Origin of the sequence: Chitinophaga sp. (genome assembly GCF_036566945.1) — a bacterium.
In the GTDB taxonomy this organism is placed as follows: domain Bacteria; phylum Bacteroidota; class Bacteroidia; order Chitinophagales; family Chitinophagaceae; genus Chitinophaga.
Window position 1 is genome coordinate 1 of sequence record NZ_DATCVJ010000399.1, and the last position, 18,842, is coordinate 18,842.

Annotated in this window: 13 protein-coding genes; 2 read left to right on the top strand and 11 right to left on the bottom strand. The window is 47.3% G+C overall.

Features of this window, described 5'->3' with window-relative positions; genetic code table 11:
- Positions 1-71: 71 nt before the first annotated feature.
- The 8 genes from VIP81_RS11840 to VIP81_RS11875 form a co-directional block, all read right to left on the bottom strand.
- Positions 72-833: a DUF1080 domain-containing protein gene (locus tag VIP81_RS11840; protein WP_331960345.1), complete on the bottom strand. Its 762-nt coding sequence runs from the start codon at positions 831-833 to the stop codon at positions 72-74.
- Between the two features lie 129 nt (positions 834-962).
- The gene (locus tag VIP81_RS11845) at positions 963-2,114 is read right to left on the bottom strand and encodes a Gfo/Idh/MocA family oxidoreductase (protein WP_331960348.1); all 1,152 of its coding nucleotides are present in this window, start codon (positions 2,112-2,114) and stop codon (positions 963-965) included.
- Between the two features lie 29 nt (positions 2,115-2,143).
- Positions 2,144-3,184: a sugar phosphate isomerase/epimerase family protein gene (locus VIP81_RS11850; RefSeq protein ID WP_331960351.1), complete on the bottom strand. Its 1,041-nt coding sequence runs from the start codon at positions 3,182-3,184 to the stop codon at positions 2,144-2,146.
- Positions 3,185-3,208: 24 nt separating this feature from the next.
- The gene (locus VIP81_RS11855; RefSeq protein WP_331960354.1) at positions 3,209-4,408 is read right to left on the bottom strand and encodes a hypothetical protein; all 1,200 of its coding nucleotides are present in this window, start codon (positions 4,406-4,408) and stop codon (positions 3,209-3,211) included.
- 3 nt (positions 4,409-4,411) lie between these two features.
- Entirely contained in the window at positions 4,412-5,491 is a 1,080-nt protein-coding gene (locus tag VIP81_RS11860) for an aldose 1-epimerase family protein (RefSeq protein ID WP_331960357.1), read from the bottom strand.
- Between the two features lie 33 nt (positions 5,492-5,524).
- Positions 5,525-8,215 (bottom strand): c-type cytochrome, encoded by a 2,691-nt coding sequence (locus tag VIP81_RS11865; protein WP_331960360.1) that lies wholly within the window; start codon positions 8,213-8,215, stop codon positions 5,525-5,527.
- 100 nt (positions 8,216-8,315) lie between these two features.
- Positions 8,316-9,797, bottom strand: a complete 1,482-nt coding sequence (locus VIP81_RS11870; RefSeq protein ID WP_331960363.1) for a RagB/SusD family nutrient uptake outer membrane protein — start codon at positions 9,795-9,797, stop codon at positions 8,316-8,318.
- A 24-nt stretch (positions 9,798-9,821) separates the two neighbouring features.
- The gene (locus tag VIP81_RS11875; RefSeq protein WP_331960366.1) at positions 9,822-12,938 is read right to left on the bottom strand and encodes a TonB-dependent receptor; all 3,117 of its coding nucleotides are present in this window, start codon (positions 12,936-12,938) and stop codon (positions 9,822-9,824) included.
- Positions 12,939-13,179: 241 nt separating this feature from the next.
- Between VIP81_RS11875 and VIP81_RS11880 the strand changes: the two genes are divergently transcribed.
- Both VIP81_RS11880 and VIP81_RS11885 read left to right on the top strand, forming a co-directional pair.
- Positions 13,180-13,926, top strand: a complete 747-nt coding sequence (locus tag VIP81_RS11880; RefSeq protein ID WP_331960369.1) for an SGNH/GDSL hydrolase family protein — start codon at positions 13,180-13,182, stop codon at positions 13,924-13,926.
- Positions 13,927-14,330: 404 nt separating this feature from the next.
- Positions 14,331-14,849, top strand: a complete 519-nt coding sequence (locus VIP81_RS11885; protein WP_331960372.1) for a 3'-5' exoribonuclease domain-containing protein — start codon at positions 14,331-14,333, stop codon at positions 14,847-14,849.
- Between the two features lie 38 nt (positions 14,850-14,887).
- Here the strand turns inward: VIP81_RS11885 and VIP81_RS11890 are convergent, their stop codons facing one another.
- The 3 genes from VIP81_RS11890 to VIP81_RS11900 all read right to left on the bottom strand — a co-directional run bounded on the left by VIP81_RS11890 (position 14,888) and on the right by VIP81_RS11900 (position 18,708).
- Positions 14,888-17,242, bottom strand: coding sequence for an ABC transporter permease (locus tag VIP81_RS11890; protein ID WP_331960375.1), 2,355 nt, complete (start codon positions 17,240-17,242; stop codon positions 14,888-14,890).
- Positions 17,243-17,391: 149 nt separating this feature from the next.
- A complete protein-coding gene (locus tag VIP81_RS11895; RefSeq protein ID WP_331960378.1) occupies positions 17,392-17,628 on the bottom strand; it encodes a VF530 family protein in 237 nt (78 codons plus the stop codon).
- 48 nt (positions 17,629-17,676) lie between these two features.
- A complete protein-coding gene (locus tag VIP81_RS11900) occupies positions 17,677-18,708 on the bottom strand; it encodes a GntR family transcriptional regulator (RefSeq protein WP_331960381.1) in 1,032 nt (343 codons plus the stop codon).
- Positions 18,709-18,842 lie beyond the last annotated feature (134 nt).

An 18,842-nucleotide genomic window follows, 5' to 3' on the forward strand; every position in this document is an offset into this window, starting at 1 on the left:
ACAATCATCAAAATCCTGAAAATCCTGAGAAAGACAATCGCCGAAGGCGATCCCCTCCGCTACTCCGCGCACTACAAACGTTTCAGCATAATATGCCGGTATTCCACCTTCATCGGCGGACCAACGTGTACCTGTACGCCCAGTAAGCCTTTTGACTTGCCGTTAACTTTATCATTATCGGTTACATCACTCATCAGCACGTCGTTGATGTAGTGTTGTAAATGGTTACCTCTTACAATAAGATGGCATTTATTCCAGTCTTCACTTTTGATCAGTGTTTTCAGGGAGTCGCTGCTACCCAAAGAACCGGTTACCAGGGCCGCCGTCCAGGCGTTGTTTTTGATGCCATCTCCCAAGGAGGTGGTAGGCGCCGGAATCGTGGTTTTTTGTCCGCGATAGGCGAGGGTAGTGCGTCCACGTTCTTCGTAGTTCTGGCCGGTGTAGTTGTTGGCGCCATCAATATCTGCCTGATAGCCTTTGAGGGCATTGGGTACATTTTCTACCATCACGCTGCGGTAGTTGATGCCACTGTTGCCGCCATTGGTAATTTTAAACTCACAGGTGAGTTCAAAGTTGGCTGGTTGCCCGCCTTGCCAGATCAGGAAGGTATTGGTTTTGATCAGTGTTTGTGGCGTTACTTCGCCTACCAGGTTACCATTTTCTGCGCGCCAGTGAATACCATCACCTTCCCAGCCTTTTAATGTTTTACCATCAAAGATTTCTACGAAGCCACTATAGTTGCCCATGCTGCTGCTGGTTTGACAGCTGCTGGCGGAAAACAGCGTAGCCGCTGCCACCAGCGGAATAAACAATGTGCGGGTTCTTTTCAGCATAGTTGTTATTTTAAGATGTTTATTTTTCGTGTATCCACGGGAGCCGGGAATGTTTCGTATACCCGTTGTAGATAGTTGTTTTCGTATATCCTCCGGAGACAGATACCTTCGTATATCCACCGGCGATAGTTATGCGGCGTTAGTGTCTTTCCAGGTGCCGCTGTTGGCCGAGTCCAGTACTGCCTGGCAAACTTTCTGTGTTTCGAACGCCTCTTTAAAGGTAGGAGAACAGGGCGCACCGGTTTCCAGGCTTAACAGGAAGTCAGCTACCTGGTGAACGAAAGAATGTTCATAGCCGATGCCCAGTCCCGGTACCCACCATTTATCCATGTAAGGCTGGTCGCCATCCGTTACATGGATGGAGCGCCATCCGCGCAGCGTAGAGTCGTCCGCGTTATCGAAGTATTCCAGGCGGTTTAAATCATGCAGATCCCAGCGGATAGATGCATGTTCGCCATTGATTTCGAACGTATATAAGGCTTTATGTCCGCGGGCGTAACGGGTTGATTCAAAGAGTCCCAGTGAGCCGTTGTTGAAGCGGCACAGGAAGGAACAGGCGTCGTCGATATTCACTTTTTCTACTTTGCCGGTGAGCTGGTGCATGCGTTCTTTCACAAAGGTTTCCGTCATAGCGGTAACCGTGGAAATGCTGCCATTCAGCCATAACGCGGTGTCGATGCAATGGGAGAGCAGATCACCCAACACGCCGGAACCGGCTACATCTGCATCCATACGCCACAAGCCTTCACCACCCTGGGGCAGGTTGGCGTTAATGGTCCAGTCCTGCAGGAAATTGGCGCGGTAGTGAAAAATGCGGCCCAGTTTTCCGGAGTCGATAATTTTTTTGGCTAAGGTAACTGCCGGTAAACGGCGGTAGTTGTACCATACGGTATTGGGCACGCCTGCTTTTTCTATCGCCGTTACCATGCCTTCAGATTCTGCGAGGGTCCGTGCCAGCGGCTTCTCACAAAGGATCATTTTACCAGCGGCGGCAGCAGCGATCGCAATTTCTGCGTGCATATCATTGGGCGTACAGATATCTACGGCATCTATATCTTCTCTGGCCAGTAGTGCTTTCCAGTCGGTTTCTACAGATTCATAGCCCCACTGATCTGCAAAAGCACGGGCTTTACTTTCGGTGCGGGAACATACTGCTTTCAGCACCGGCACATAGGCCAGTTGAGGGAAAAAATTCTTTACACGCAGGTACCCATTGGAATGGGTTCTGCCCATAAAGCCACAGCCTATTAATCCTATCCGCAGTTCTTTCTTTGGTGTCATAGTTGTCACTGATTTTTTTATTGAAAAATCTATTCCTGCCAGCCATGTAGCTCACGTACATTGATCATGGCGGCGAGGATATCATTCCAGGTTTTTGCCTGGGTCATCACGGCATTGGGAAACATACAGCCATCCCAGCAAATATGCCGGAAGGCTTTGGTGAGTTCGCCTTTGTTGTCGCGAAGCCAGTAGCCTGCATCCACGGCGATATTCAATTTGCCGTTGGGATCAGTCGCCAGGCAATGCCGGCCGGTTTTATCGTGCGAACCAGTACCATGTACGGTACCGTCATTTTGTGCCACATGAAAATCTATCGTCCACGGACGCAGCGCATCCGTGAGGGTACGCAGTCCAGCTGCCAGCGCATCCCGGTCTTTCCAGTCAAAATCAACCGGCAGGATCCGGTCTTCCGGACTGTTATACCCCAACAGGTACAGGAAGGTGTGCGACATATCGGCCTGGAAGCCAATATTAGGGCGGTCTACCGCCGATAGGGTATCTACCATCGCTTTCCAGCTATGCATGCCACCCCAGCAGATTTCGCCCTCTGCTGCGAGTTTTTCACCGTAGTCGGCGGCTACATCACAAGCTTCGCGGAATGTTTGTGCAATCAGTTTCGTATTGCCGGCAGGGTCCTGCGCCCAGCTATCAGGAGTACAGGCTGAGTCGATGCGCACAATACCATTGGGACGAATTCCCAGTTCCCGCAGCCGTTGGCCTACATGGCAGGACTTGCGTACCTGCTCCACAAAACGCGCCCGCTCTTCTTTGCTGCCCATGGCGGAACCACCACTGGGAGGCCAGATGGGCGCCACGAGACTTCCGATTTCCAGGTTATAGGAAGCTACTTTATCTACCAGTCTTTTGAGATCGTCGTCGGAACTATCTACGGGTACATGCGGATCAAACAACCCGATGTCGATGCCGTCGAATTTAACACCGTTTACTTCTGCTGCTGCCGTCATTTCCAGCAGGGTGTCAAATGAAATGATGGGTTCGGAACCATCACCTTTTCCTACAATGCCCGGCCAGGTGGCATTGTGGAGCTTAGGATAATTATTATCTTTCATAACGCAGTTTTTTTAAATCAGTAATTACAGCACCAGGTCGGGGTTACCCGGACCGAAATGTTTCAGCATCACGATGGGATCAGTAGCAGAGGTATTCACAATAGTTACCCCTGCTGTAGCTGCTGCTTCGGTGATGAAAAACTCATCATTGGTCAGCTGTCCATAACGGATCAGCGCAGGTGTTTCTATATCCCATACGCCCATTTTACCATGGCCCTGCATGACGATGATACCGTAGGCAGCGGCGTCTTTGATCACCACCGTGGCGCCGGGAGCTACGGTCAATTCCTTGGCACTGAAGGCATCTGATTTATAGCATACCCAGTTCTCCGTATAGCCGTCACCGCTGGCTGCCAGTTTAGGCGGCATGAAACGGTTCTGGAACTGATTGGGGTCTACGTTCAGCTCCCAGTCTATCACATCCATCAGCGCATCATAATCGCCGATGCTTTCTTTGGGCGTGCCGTTCCAGAGCAGTACTTCGGGTACGATCGCTTCGTTTACGAGCGACTGATACATCGCGAAAACGTCGGAGGCTTTTTGTGGCTCGTAAGTGCATAAGCTACCGGGTGCATGCAACAGTCCCGGCGGTACATCCCAGCCGGTGCCGGGTTCCAGGCGGTAAGCCTGAGAGTAGTTGGTGATTTTGTTATCGCCTTTGCTGAAGTTCAAAAGGCATTCTTTGATCTGTTCTTTGGTGGTGCCGGGAGCAATACCCATAAATGTATACGGGAAATCGCCACCGTGGTTATTCAGCTGCGGCGGAAAGTAGTAGGCTTCGGGTTTGCCGGCCTGTCCTATCAGCGCTGCTTTTTCATCGTTGTGGTGAATGTGGTGGGGGAGCGGTCCCATATTGTCAAAGAATTTGGAATACATGGGCCATGCGCCGTATTGATCCCAGAGTCTTTTGCCGATTACTTTATCTTTTAATTCGCTGATGGCATCTTTCAGCAATACCTGTTGGGTGCTGTTGCCATCTTCCACGACTACCATGCTTAAACCCTCATTTTCGCCTGTTAAAGGCCCGTTCTTCGCCGGAGTGGTAGAGGATAGCCAACGTTCGTCGATACCGCCTCTTTCGCCTCCAAGGACGTAATAATCATCCGGGTGTAATTTGATCCGCCGGCCTGGCACACAAAATGATCTGGGTACCCAGTTTGGTGCCAGTCGGAGAATCCCTTGTCCCTGTTCGAGTGCTTTTGCAGCTAAGCTTAATTTTTCCATGGCTTAATAATGTATGGATGTTGAAAGATCAGTTTTAAATTGTTGAATGGCGGCGGGTGTATGCAGCAGGTCTACCTGCAGTTCATAGTGTCGCCGTTCTCCCGGCGCCAGCTGTATCAGCGTACCTTCCTTACGGGCCAGCGCCTGTCCGGTGGGTGGATGAGTACCGGGTTCCAGTCCCATCACATATTCGCCCTTACCCCAGTGTTGCCAGTTGGTGAGCACCGGCAACTGCTGTTTTTTAAAACGCAGGGAAAGTGCCAGCCCTAATGCGGCATTATGTACGCCACAGGTACACCATCCGTTGGCGTTGGCGGCTACATCAATGATAGCAGCTTCTTCTCCGCCACCAGCATGGCTATCCAGCGGAGCTAAACATTTTTTGTAATTATTATCCTGCCGGAAGATGTGATCCGGATTGCCTGCTCTGGAGCGCCAATCACCCTCCCAGCAGATATCTGCACCTTCGTTTACCAGCGGCCAGCCAAAGTTGAAATGGTACAGCAGCATATGCGGGGCGGTAGTATTGCCGCTGTTGATTACTTCATCATGCACGCGGATCCCCGCTTCGCCCAGTGTACCGGAAATAGTACGTTTCAGCAGCAGCTGAGGCCCCAAGGCCTGTACCTGTCGCATGATGCCGGTAATGCTCATCTCCATCTGCCCATTCACCGGGTCGGGTTGGATGATGGAAACGATTTCAGCGGGCGTATTGCTGATAGGGCCATGCAAGCCGCGTTCCCCATACTCATCGGACTCCGGACCGCCTACATGTGACAAACCGCAGGTGGTCATTAATCCACCGCCAAAGGTTTGGAGCCAGTCCAAACCTTTGTCAGTTAATCTTTGCGGTGCGGTAACGCCACCATGACTAATCCATGCCAGGCTATGCTGATTGAAAAAAGCATCTGCAATATCCATCGCACGATCTATCACTACCTTATACCTCAGCCCTGCACCGGTATTGATCCAGGCAATGCGGGTGCCCCTGCCGGGGCCATTGTCCAGCACCGCCGTTTCTATTCCGCCCAGTTGTAAGTGGTTCGATAGCTTATGTTCCCATGCCTGTTTTTGTATAGCCATCCGCGCGTTATTTATCTTCCGAAAAAAAAATATTTATTTTTTTGCCTGCTGAGGTTTCGCAAATATTGCATCCTCTTTGTTACCACCTGCTTTCAGATAAGCCAGCAGATCTCTCAGTTCGTCTTCATTCAAACGGTTGATCAATCCGGGCAGCATCACGGAAACAGTAGAGGTTTTAGTACCGGCTACTTCGCTCTTCTTCAACTCCCGTGTTTCGGTAGTAGCAAAAGGATTCTGGGAAATGATGTATTTATCATTGTCCTGGCTCACCAGACGACCAACTACAGAACCGCCATTCTTCAGTGAGAAAACAGTGGCGCCATACTGATCAGAAATGGTTTTGCTCGGATTAATGATGGCATCCAGGATATCTTTGCTGGAAAAACGTGTACCCAGCTGCGTTAGATCCGGACCAGCCACACCACCTTCACCGCGCATACCATGACAGGAGCTGCACAGGGAAGTGGCAAACATGGCCTTGCCCTGCTCAAAGTTGCGGTTGGTTAATCCACTGTCTACCACCTTCACGGCTTCTTCCAGTTTCCAGTTTCTGCCAGGTCCCTGTGGCTGCGCATATCCCTGGGCCAGGTTACCATTGCTGTTCAGCAAAGAATCACCTGATACCTGGTTGAAATGCGCAAACTCATTTTTCGGTACGTTGGCCAACGCGTTTTTACGCGCGGTGTTAATGAAGCCAATGAAACTATGTCCGCCTTTAAAGGTAAAGGCATGATAGAACCATTGGAAATATTGTTCCTGTAAAGCAGGTGTCCAGCCATTTTTAGCCTGACTTAAAACAGTGGCATACCAGGTTTGCTGTAATGGCGGCATCTTGGAAAGCATACCAGCTATATCCAGCCCGTACTGCGGATTACGCATAATCAGGTCGGCAGATTGCATCGCTGTTTTTTGGGCAGCGGTATCATCTTTTGCCACCGCCAGTAAGGCCATGGTTTTCTCTACTGCATTCGGTGCATCGAGGTATACCAGCACTTTGCTCAGTGACCTGTTGAGATCATTGGTGGCAGCCGGATACTGCGGATCAAGATACTTCGCTACCTGGGCAGATAAAGTGGCATCGGGTTTACCCATGCGCACAAATACCAGCTCAAAGGCACGGAGCAGATCAATCTGTTGGGAAGGCGACAACTGTGCATAGTTGATCGTCATGAGTTGTGGCAACAGCAGCTTCTTCACATCTTCCTTACCCTGACGGGCCAGCGCAATACTGCTCTGGATCAGTGTTTCAGGATCTTTCTCCTGCAATACTTTATTCTGCCACTGACTTACTGGTTGGTTTTCGATGGCGATTCTTGCCGCAAAACGAACAAAGCGATCATCGTTTTTCAGGTAAGGCCATGCAAAATCAACGGCACCTGCTTTAGGCCCACCATGATACGCTTCCAGCTGTTTGCGGATGTTAGCACCTTCCGTAGGCGTAGTCGCAGCCAACGGTTCGTTGCTTTCTTTATTGTCTTTATAATATACACGATACAGATCTGATTCCAGTCTGCGGCCACCGGTCAGAAAATACAGCGCGCCATCAGGACCAATCACACCATCTGTCAACGGCAGCGGTGATCCGGAAAGGAATTCTTCTGCGCTGGCTTTGTAGGAAGCACCTTCAGGCTGCAAATGGATCGCGTAAATAATACCAAAGCTCCAGTCAAATGCAAATAATGATTTGCGGTATTTTTCCGGGAAACGCGCTTTGCCGCCGTAGATCAGGTTAGTAGGAGAGCCCTGGCCTATGTTTAATAACGGAGGTAAATTATCCGGATAGGCGGGAGACCATTTCTCCGTACCCGGGCGCCAGCCGTATTCACTGCCACTGGTTACCTGGCAAATACGGGTAGGACGATACCAGGGGGTGCCAAAATCCCATTCCATATCTGAATCATAGGTGAACATGTCACCCTGATCATTAAACGTAAGGTCAAAAGGATTACGGAAGCCAGAGCTGATCAGTTCCCAGTTGGAACCGGTAGAATCAATATGCGCAATCCATCCGCCATGTGTATTCACCGTATTGTCGTGACCGTTAGGGTCTTTGATCAACGGCAGAATGTTGTCGATGTTCGTGGAGAGCGGATACCGGTAGGTATTCATCTCCGGAATTTTGGTAAAATTACCGGCAATCACATAGATGGATTTTCCGTCGGGTGATAACACAATGCTGTGTGGGCCGTGTTCACCTTCTCCATCCAATGCTTTCAGCTGTGTGATTTTGTCAAATTGATCATCGCCATCCGTGTCCTGCAAACGGTATAAACCGCTGCCTTTGGTGAAGCGGTCATCACTGTTATGGTTCACCATTACATACAAACTGTTGAACGCATACAGTAATCCCTGGGCATAACCCATAGACACTTTCTGGCTGGAAGTATCGTTGCCGATATTCAGCTTTTCAATTTTCAGTTTAGACGAATCTTCCCCTACAGCGGGCAGCTGCAGCCGGTAAAGGAACCCATACTGATCAGACACAATCATACGGCCCTTGTTGTCGAAAGTCATGGATACCCAGGACCCCTGCTTGTTATCGCCGGGACTGTATAATCGCTCTGCCTTGAAATTATCAGGTAATTTCAACGCATCGATTTTCGGATTTCCGGTTCCTTTGTCTTTCGACGTTGAGTCGTTTCCGTTATTGCAGGCCACACCCGTTATTAAAACGGTGGAAATGATTGCCAACAGCCTGAGTGGTCTTTTTCTTAACGCGGTCATAATATATTCTTAAAATGTTCCTGAGATGATACAATTGGCTTGGGTCGTTCACTATAGCTGTAGTAATATAGTGAACGTTTCCACTTTTTTTCTATTTTTTTTACCAGCCGGTATTTTGTTCAAATCCATTCAATCTAATTTCTCTTTCAGGAATCGGATAAAGTAACTGATATGCCTGTATGTTGTAAGATGCCGGGCTGAGTCTGGTCAAACGCTTTTTTTCTTCGATACCATGCGCAGTCATAACAGATACGGCTTTGCCGGTACGGAGCAGCTGGTACCAGCGTTGGTCTTCAAACGCCAGCTCTACCCGTTGTTCATGAAATACGGTATCGCGGAAGGCCGATTGATTTAATGCAGGCAGCGGATCTAAACCAGCGCGCACACGTACCGGGTTGATATATTGTAATGGATCGCCATTGCCCGTTTCGTTGATCGCTTCTGCCAGCATCAGCAATACCTGTGAGTAGCGGTATACCGGCCAGTTTTCATTGGCACGGCCATCGAGCGCATACGGCGGATGATAGAATTTTTTGATGAGCGGTAATTTACCACCAAAGGCAACGGATTCTGCAAAAGCGGTGTTGGTAGGACTATCATACATAAAAATAGACGCATCCTTTCTTTTGTCTTTCGGCTCATACGCATTCACAATACTGGGAGTAGGCATATTGCAACCACCCAGGGTACCATTAAAACCGGTCAGGTCTTTTTTACCGTTACGCGGACCAAAAACAAAAATAAAATTGCTGCTTTCTGTTTCCATACCGGCGTTATACTGCACGGAGAAAACAGATTCTGTATTATTCTTTTTAGCAGGATCAAAATTATCTGCATAATTGTCCACCAGCGAATAATTCAAGCCTACCACCTGTTGCAGGGTGGTTACCGCTTTAGGATAATCTTTCATGGTCATGTACACATCACCGAGCAGTGTTAAAGCGGCGCCTTTGGTGGCTCTGCCCATATCGCTGGCGCCATAGGTGGCAGGCAGGCTGGCGGCTGCATCCGTAGCATCTGCAATGATCTGCGCATATACTTCCGCTACACTGGCTTTTTTAGGCGTGGAAGCCTGCTCCGGGCTGGCCACTTCTTTCACCAATAGTGGCACACCGCCGAAAAGGCGCACGAGGTGAAAGTAGTACAGGGCCCGGAGGAATTTAGCTTCACCGGCGTATTGTTTTTTAGTGGCTTCGTTGGCAAATGGCACCGCATCAATGCGCGTAAGGATCACATTGGATTGCTGGATGTTGTAATACAATTGTGACCAGGTATTATTTATATAGTTATTGCTGTTAGTGGTCAGGAATTCATCAATTTCTTCCCGCTGCTGCGCTCCACGGTCACTTTCATCATATTGGTAATTGGTATTGTCTGCTCTCATTTCAGACATGGCCCAGTAGTCACTGGTATACAGCGTTTGTAATTGGCCATAGGCGCCATTTACGGCACGTAATATCTGCGCTTCGGTGGTGTAATAATTAGACCCGCTGGAAAAAGAGCTGGGTTGTACATCCAGCATACTCGTACATCCATTCAGTGCGATCGCTAAAAGCGCGATTAAAGGTATTTTCGTTTTCATGTTGCTATTCTTTTAGGAACTGAATTAAAAGGAGAGGTTGGCGCCCAGTGAATAAATTCTTGGAACGGGATAACTGGAATAATCGATACCCGGTACCAATGCGCCACTACCGCCTTTACCCATGTAGTTGGTGACTTCCGGATTACCACTGTAGTTGGTAAACAGGATCGCATTTTGTACACTCAGGTATATCCTGGCACTTTGCACAAATCCGAATTTAGGAAGCGAATAACCCAGTGTAATATTTTTCACCCATGCATAGTTGTTTTTCTCTACAGTGAGTGAACTTACGTCTCTGTACATCACCCTGCCACGGCCGGAACCATTGGTGGTAGGCACTTTTCCGTTGCCAGGATTAGACTCTGATCTCCACCTGTCAGCCACATCTTTTCTTACGTTGAAAACACCATCTATATTACCATTGTAATCGTTGGTGGCATGTAAACGATCAGCTCCCATGGAACCTACCACCAATACACGCAGATCAAATTTTTTGTAGTTCAGAATATTGGTTAAGCCCCAGTTGAAGTCCGGATAAGGATTACCAATGATGGCAAAGTCTTCACGCGGATTAATCACGCCATTGCCATTAATATCCTTGAAACGGATATTGCCTGGAATCGCACCCGGGAAAGCCGGTCCTTTATCTACTTCTGCCTGGTTCTGATAAATACCGTCAAATACATATCCGTACAGCATCGCCAGCGGTTTTCCTACCATGCTTACGTTGGTGGGATTGCCTTCACTGGAGTTGCCGGAGTAGATAGGCGCATTATCTGTTCCTAACTGCAGCACTTTGTTACGGTTAAAGGAAATGTTGAAGTTGGTGGTCCAGGTAAATGATTTGGATTCGATGTTGCGGGAAGAAATACCAATTTCCAATCCCTTGTTTTCCATGTCACCCTTGTTTTGTGTTACGGTGGAGAAGCCACTGGATTGTGGTACTTCCACGTTTAACAACAAGTCCTGGGTATTTCTTTTATAGGCGTCGATGGTCAGATAAACGCGGTCTTTCCACAGTCCAACGTCAACGCCTATATTTAATTCCCGCATTTTTTCCCAACCCAATGCAGGGTTGCCCAATGAATTCATGACACGACCACCGGCGAGTGAGCCGCCTAATACATAATCACTGGTACCAATGTTACTCATGTAAGAGTAGTTACCAATATTAAAGTTACCGGAGAAACCATAGGAAGCCCTTAATTTCAGGTCACTGAAAAGACGGGAAGATTTCATGAAGTCCTCCTGTGAAATGCGCCATCCCAGTGCTACAGAAGGGAAAGTACCCCAGCGGTTGTCTGGTCCGAAACGGGAAGAACCATCGCTTCTTACAGTAGCCGTTACCAGGTATTTGTCTTTGTACGCATAGTTGATTCTCGCCAGGTAAGACAACAAAGCCCATTCTGTTTTATCGGTACCGCCAGTGATGGTAGCGGCGCCGTTTAATGTTTTGATATCATCATCGGGGTAGTTGGCGCCATTGAAACCGGCAAATTCTTCTTTTTGTGATTGTATGCTGTAACCGAGTAATCCGGTGAAAGCGTGACCACTATGTGTATTATACTGATAGGTCAGCGTATTTTCGTTTAGCCAGTTCAGGTAGTTACCACTGTTGTAGCCACCGACAGGGATGCTGGGCGGCGCGGTATTGGTGCTGCCAATAGTAGAAGGAACAAAATATTCCCCGCTACCTTCCTGGTAGTCTACGTTAAAAGTAGATTTGAACTTCAGGTTCTTTATAATTTCATATTCTCCATAAGTATTAAAAAGAATACGGGTACTTTTGGATTTGTTGGTAACATCATTCAGGAACATCACCGGATTGGGAAGTCCGAAGGTACCGGGGCTCTGGATATAGGCATTTAAGCTACCATTTGGTTTATAGATGGGTTCAATCGGACTGGCGATGCCAAAGTAGCTGCCACGGCCTTCTCCGGAGGTGTTGCCTTTGCGGGTTGTATAGGAAGGGGCTATGTTAAAGCCTACTTTGAACCTGTCTGAAAGATTCGCATCTACGTTGGCTCTTACAGAAAATCTTTTGTAACCCGAGTTGATAATAACACCATCCTGGTTATAATAACCGGCAGAGATATACGTTCTGATTTTTTCCGTACCGCCGCTTACATTCAGGTTGATATCCTGCATGGGCGCCACGCGGGTAATGGCATCAAACCAGTTGGTGCCTTCACCGATCAGTTCCGGGTGACGATATATTTCCGGAATGTCCGCATCCGTAGGTTCGCGGTGTTCGGTAAAGCGGATATTATCTTCTATGGATTCTTTTCTGAACTGGGCAAACTCTTGGCCGTTCATAAGGTCAGGACGTCCTTTCTGTGGAATCTGTTGCAGGCCGTAGCTGGCGGAGAGCTGCACGGTTGGAATACCGGAGCTGCCCCTTTTGGTAGTAATGAGTACTACGCCGTTGGCGCCTCTGGAACCATAGATAGCGGTGGCGGATGCATCTTTCAATACCGCCATAGATTCTATATCCTGTGGATTGATGGCATTCATCGGATCAGATACCTGGTCGGAAGAAGACGCCAGTGGATAACCATCCACTACATACAGGGGCTGGCTACCGGCACCTACTGCACCAATACCACGTACCTGTACCTGCGGACCGCCACCCGGAATACCGTTGGAGGTACTTACCTGAATACCTGCGATCTGCCCGGCCAACGCCTGGTCAGGACCCGCTACCGGCATATCTTTCACATTTTTCATAGACACAATACCCACAGATCCCGTTACATCCTTTTTTTGCTGGGTACCATAACCTACTACCACTACCTGGTTCAGCAATTTATTGCTGGACTCCAGTTGTACACTGATTTTGGTACGACTACCAACATGAATGGTTTTGGTCACATACCCGATAAAACTAAAAACAAGTGAATCTGTGCTGCCGGCGGAAATAGTATATCTGCCATTGGCATCACTAAATGCGCCCTGGCTACTTCCCTTTACACCAATGGTAACGCTGGGAAGGGCAGAGCCGGCAGCGGCATCAGTTATTTGCCCGGTAATCGTAGTTTTTTGTGCATAGGCAATTGAGCAAATAAAGAGGAGTAATAAGGTGACTCCATAACGTGCAAGACAGGCATATCCTCTACGACAAAGGACGTAAACTTTAATCATAACGAGTGGAATTAGAGTGATGAAACGGCGATTCTTTACGGAAATAAATTTAGGTGAAGAATAATACATTCCTGTCCTGTTGCGTCCTGTACTGTCCTGCACTGTCCTGTTTGAAGGCCGTTGATCCTTGTCTGTATCCTTTGATAATCAGCTATTGCGAATGCCAGGAAAAAGATGTTATTTTCCGCTACCTTACCGATGGCATTTCGCCGACGGCTATACGTTATTTAAATTCTGATCCATGAAAATGAAAAAATTAAGCTGGCCGTTAATGGCTTTGCTCGGCCTGTTGGCCACTTCGGCTTTTGCACAGGATAACACCGATGCAGCAGCTAAGAAAAAGCAACAAGAGGAACTGATGAAACAGGACTGGGCCTGCCTGAAATGTTTCCAGGACGATAATGCGAAAGTAGAAGCCCCTAAAGCCGGCGAAAAACGCGTGGTATTTATGGGGAACTCTATTACTATAGGCTGGAGCCACCTGAACCCAGAGTTCTTTGCCGGTAAACCTTATATCAACAGAGGTATTAGCGGACAAACTACCCCGCAGATGCTGATTCGTTTCCGTCCCGACGTGATTGACCTGCATCCCGCCGTAGTGGTGATCCTGGCCGGTACCAACGATATTGCGTGTAATACCGGTTATACACCTGTTCCCACCATTTTCGGCAACATCGTGTCTATGGCGGAACTGGCGAAGGCGAATGGAATCAAAGTAGTACTCTCTTCTGTACTGCCCGTATACGATTACCCTTGGCGTCCGGGATTGGATCCTGTTACCAAAATTGCAGACCTGAACCAGCGCATTAAAGAATACGCGGCTAAAAACGGCTTCGTATATCTCGACTACTACTCCGCGATGGTGGATGAGCAAAAAGGCCTGCAGAAGGCACTCTGTACCGATGGCGTACATCCTAACAAGGAAGGTTACCTCGTGATGGGGCCACTGGCAGAAAAAGCAATTGCTGCTGCGTTGAAAAAGAAATAAGGCGATTTATTATTTTGAAAAAGTCATCCGGGAACAGCCGTTGCCGCCGGTAAATGAGAAGTAGTACAGTACATTACATAATTTCACTGCGACAATATGTTATTTTTTTGTTGTAGTGTTTTCTGGTTTGAATATTTTCCCTTAATTTCATTACTCACCAAAGAAAAGGAGGTATTCATGCTATCTACAGAATATTCATGGACACCTAAGGTTAATTTAGTTTAACCCAGGCGGCTCCATCAAAGAATCTGTTAACGCTTTGGCGTTAAAGGCATCCTGGCATAGCCGGGATGCCTTTTTCATGGGAGCGGGTATCACGCCGTCTTTTTTCTTGTATAATAATATTTTATATCTTTGTAAGACGAATAAAAAATTGTTTAACCCAAAAAATCAAACTACAAATCATGGCTTTTATTATGGTGGACGTGGAAAGCGACGGGCCTATACCCGGCGATTTTTCTATGATCTCATTCGGCGCTGTACTCGTGAACGAACAGCTCAACCAAACTTTTTACGGTCAGCTGAAACCCGTTTCCGATAAGTATATCCCGGAAGCATTGGCGGTATCGGGTCATACCCGTGAAGAAACATTGACCTTTGAAGATCCCGCAACGGTGATGTTGAATTTTAAGAAATGGATAGCAACGGTTTCTAAAGACCGACCCATTTTTATCAGCGACAACAACGGTTTCGACTGGATGTTTATATGCTGGTACTTTCATCATTTTCTTGGCGAAAATCCTTTTGGCTTCAGCTCTCAGAACCTCGGCAGCTTATACAAAGGGATGATGAAAGATACGTTTACAACGTTCAAGCACCTACGAAAAACAAAGCATACCCATCATCCGGTCGATGATGCGAAAGGTAATGCAGAAGCACTGCTGACAATGAAAAGGGAATTAGGACTCAAGGTGAAATTGTAGAGACAAGCAGCGGTATCGACGCTGCTTGTCCTTCATCGTTATCGCAAACTTTTTACAGGGTTCACCAAACCGGCTTTTATGGCCTGATAAGCAACGGTGATACCGGCTATGACCACAGATACGCCGATTGCAATCAGGAAAGTACCGCCACCAATACTGGTTTGGTAAGCAAAATTATCCAGCCATTTATGCATCACGAACCAGGCCACAGGAGCCGCTATGCAGAAGGAGATAATGATGAGTACAATAAATTCTTTTGCAAAAAGTCCTACAATATTCAATAGCGAAGCCCCCAGTACTTTGCGGATGCCTACTTCTTTCGTGCGTTGCACAGCGGCAAATGCCACCAGACCGTATAATCCCAGGCACCCAATCAATATAGCGAGTGAGGAAAAGAGTTTAAAAGCGGTATAGAGCTTTTGCTCCTGTTTATATAAATTGGCAATATGGTCGTCCAGAAATTCGTATTCAAACTGATCCTCCGTAAACAGCGCAGACCAGGATTTGTCAATGCCAGCAAGGGTATTGCGCATATTGCCCGGCTGTATCCTTACGCATGCCGACCAAAAACGACCGGAGTTGTATTCCAATACGCAGGGTCTTCTTTTTTTATAACGTGACTCACTCTGAAAGTCCTGTACTACACCGGCAATCAACGCTGGCCGGCCATTAACCTGGAAACGTACGCCAATAGCTTTTTCCGGTATTTGCATACCCAGTTTGTGCAGCAGCGTTTCATTGACCAGTACCCGGCGTATGGTATCTGCGTCTGTAAGCTTACGGAGATTTTCACCGGCCAGCAGCCGGATGGAGAACATGCCCAGGTATTGCTCATCAATGGCTTTCATTTCCGTTACATCATCCTTGGTAATACCGGCATCAGGATAGCTGAAAGGCGCGTAATTACTGCCACCTACGGGAGGTCCGGATGCAAACGACAGCTGCTTCACACCGGGATTGGATAGTAATTGTTCCTGTAGAATATCGCGTTTATTTTTGTCAGGTACCCCAAAGGAAACAACGGCATCTTTGCTGAAACCCAGGTCCTGGTTCTGCAGAAAATCCATCTGGTAACCTACAATGAGGGTGCCGGCAATCAGCAGTTGTGAAATGCCGAACTGGGTAGACACTAATATCTTACGTAATCCTAATCCTTTGATAGTGATGCCGGTAGTGCTTTTCAGCGAGGTAACCGGTTCAAAGGCCGATTGCACAAAAGCAGGATAGAGGCCCGCCAAAAGTATAACCGTTACCGTTATGCCGCCCAGCACCAGTATAACAACCGGTTGTGATAGTTGCGCCGCGCTCAGGGCAATGCCCATCCAGGCCGCCACCAGCGGCAGGAAAACGGCTGCCGCAATGGTTCCCAACACCACTGCAATTAATACCAGCAGCGCGGTTTCAGCGAGAAATTGCCGGATCAGCTGCCCACGGTAAGCCCCCAGGACTTTACGTACACCCACTTCTTTTGCACGACGTATAGCCTGTGCCGTAGCCATATTAATAAAGTTGATACAGGCGGTGATGATAATGAATAAGGCCACCATGCCCAGTCCCCAGTAGGTTTCTTTACTCACGGTAGGACTGGCAGGATTTTCCTGGTAACGCTGGTCAAAATGAATTTCTTTTAAGGGCTGTATCAACAGCGATGTTTCGGCAGATATATTTGCGCCCCAGTTTTTGGTAACAAAGCCCGGCATGCGGCGTTCCAGCTGCCGCACATCGTAGTTTTCCGGTAATACAATATAAGCCGTACCGCCATTGATCGAGTAAATACCCGTATGTGCCAGCGCCTCGGCTTTAATGGTTTCGTAGGAAACCAGGAATACAAACGGCTGACTGTTATTGATGGGAGGATCTTTTACCACACCGGTTACTTTCAGGTTATACTGATTCTCCAGGTTGATGACCTGTCCCATAGGATCTTTATCGCCAAAGTATTTGCGGGCAATAGTTTGGGTCAGCACTACTTCATTGGGTTCCGATAAGGCGGTGCGGGGATCTCCGGCCAGCCACGTATAATCGAAGATCTGGAGGAAGGCGGCATCCGCAAAAGCGTAGCCTTTCTCGTTGTACCGTGCCTCACCGGTTTTTACCAATCCATTTCCCTGGTACCAATACTGCGATACCTGCTCCAGTTCCGGGAAATCATTGCGCAAAGCCGGTACCACCAGCAACGATACGCTGGAATTATAGTCCAGCCCATGCATGGTTACCCGGTACGTACGATCGGCTTTTTTGAAAGGGCTATCGTAGCTCAACTCATTCCGCACAATTAAAAATATAATCAGGCAGGCGGCAATACTTAAGGTTAATCCGAATACATTCAGAAAAGTATAGCTGATATTCCGCCGGATGGTTCTTAAGGCTGTTTTTAAATAACTACTGAACATGGAATGCATTTTATGGGCCGGTACAGGAAGGCGCTAACAAAATGCCATTTCTTAAGGTGTTGATTTTCAGTAGATAGGAAAGGGGGGCGTGAAGTTAAATGTCCGTTTTTGAAACCGGGTGTTCAATACTGAACACCCGGCACTACATATCATTTGAGTTTATTCTTTCTCAGGGAGTATTTATAAAAGTCTTCCACTTTTTTCCGCGCCCATGGCGTTTTCCGCAGGAACTTTAAACTGCTTTGTACAGATGGATTGCTGGTAAAACAGTTAATTCTGATTTCTTCTCCCAGCACTTCCCAGCCATAACTTTCGTAGAGATGTGTCACTATTTTCTCCAGTGTAAGCCCGTGCAGCGGATCATTGGATTTTTCTGGTGTTTGCATTTTTTTCCGTTTAATGCCCTAAAGGTACAGAACCTGGATCGAAATACACTAGAGGGAAGCCCGCATGGTCACATAAAACGGTACTTCTATCTGCGCCCTGGAATGATCCAGGATCAGCTGTGCAGCCATTTCCCCCATACATTTAAAGTCGGTGGAAATGGTGGTAATGCCTTTCAGGATGAATTTTTTCAGCGGGGTTTCGTTATAGGAAATCACGCCTACATCTTTCCCTATCTGTAAATTCAGAGATATAATCCGCTCTATCAGCAATACCAGGTCATTTTCCCGAAGGTTAATGTATACATCTCCCGGCTGTATATCTTCTTCTTCAATCTCATTTACTTTCTTACTGTTGAAAGCATAGTTCTGGCAAAACTGCACGAAGCCTTCATATATTTCTTCCGGGTAGTAAGTGTTTTCCGGGTAAATGATTTTCAGGGTATGATACTGCTGTAGCTTATTCCTGGCTTGTTCCAGCGCACCATAAATATCTTCCTGAAAATTTTCATACACCGCACCATACTCGCCGGTTACCCCTTTCAGCTTTTTGTCCAGCAAAATTAATTTCTCTTTGGGAATAGTATTGATCACTTCATCTACATGTTCCCATCGCTCCCGGAAATGTGGCAGGATCACGATATGCGTGTATTCATTGATATTCTGCGACAATAATTTTTTGAACAAACTAAAATCACTGTTATAAATATAAAAGTCGATGTTCGCCTGTTCCCCTAGTTTGTCGGCAAAGGAATCATAGATAATTTTTTTATGTTCACTCAATTTGTTGAACAGGAGTAGTATCTTATACTGCTGATCAAAATTGGTATGTTGTACATAGTAACCTTTGCCCGGAACAGACCCCAGAATTCCCAGGCCTTTCAGGTATTTATAAGCTTTTTCTGCGGTGTCTCTCGATATCTCAAATGCATAGCTGACCTCATTGATAGAAGGTAAGATATCGTCCTGTTGTACTTTCTTGTCTACTATCGCTTTGATAATAGAGTTGGCCAGCTGAAAATATTTTGGCGTGGCGGAGAAATCATCGATGAACAGGTATTTGAAAATCGGATGTTGTTTCATGGCTCAGTTGATATTAGTCACGTGGAATTAGCTGTCAGCAACTTTTCCCGACAATGATAGTAATTTAATTCTACAATTGCTGCAGGATATTGGAAGCATGACAGTCCATGACAGTTTAAAAATATACATGCTTT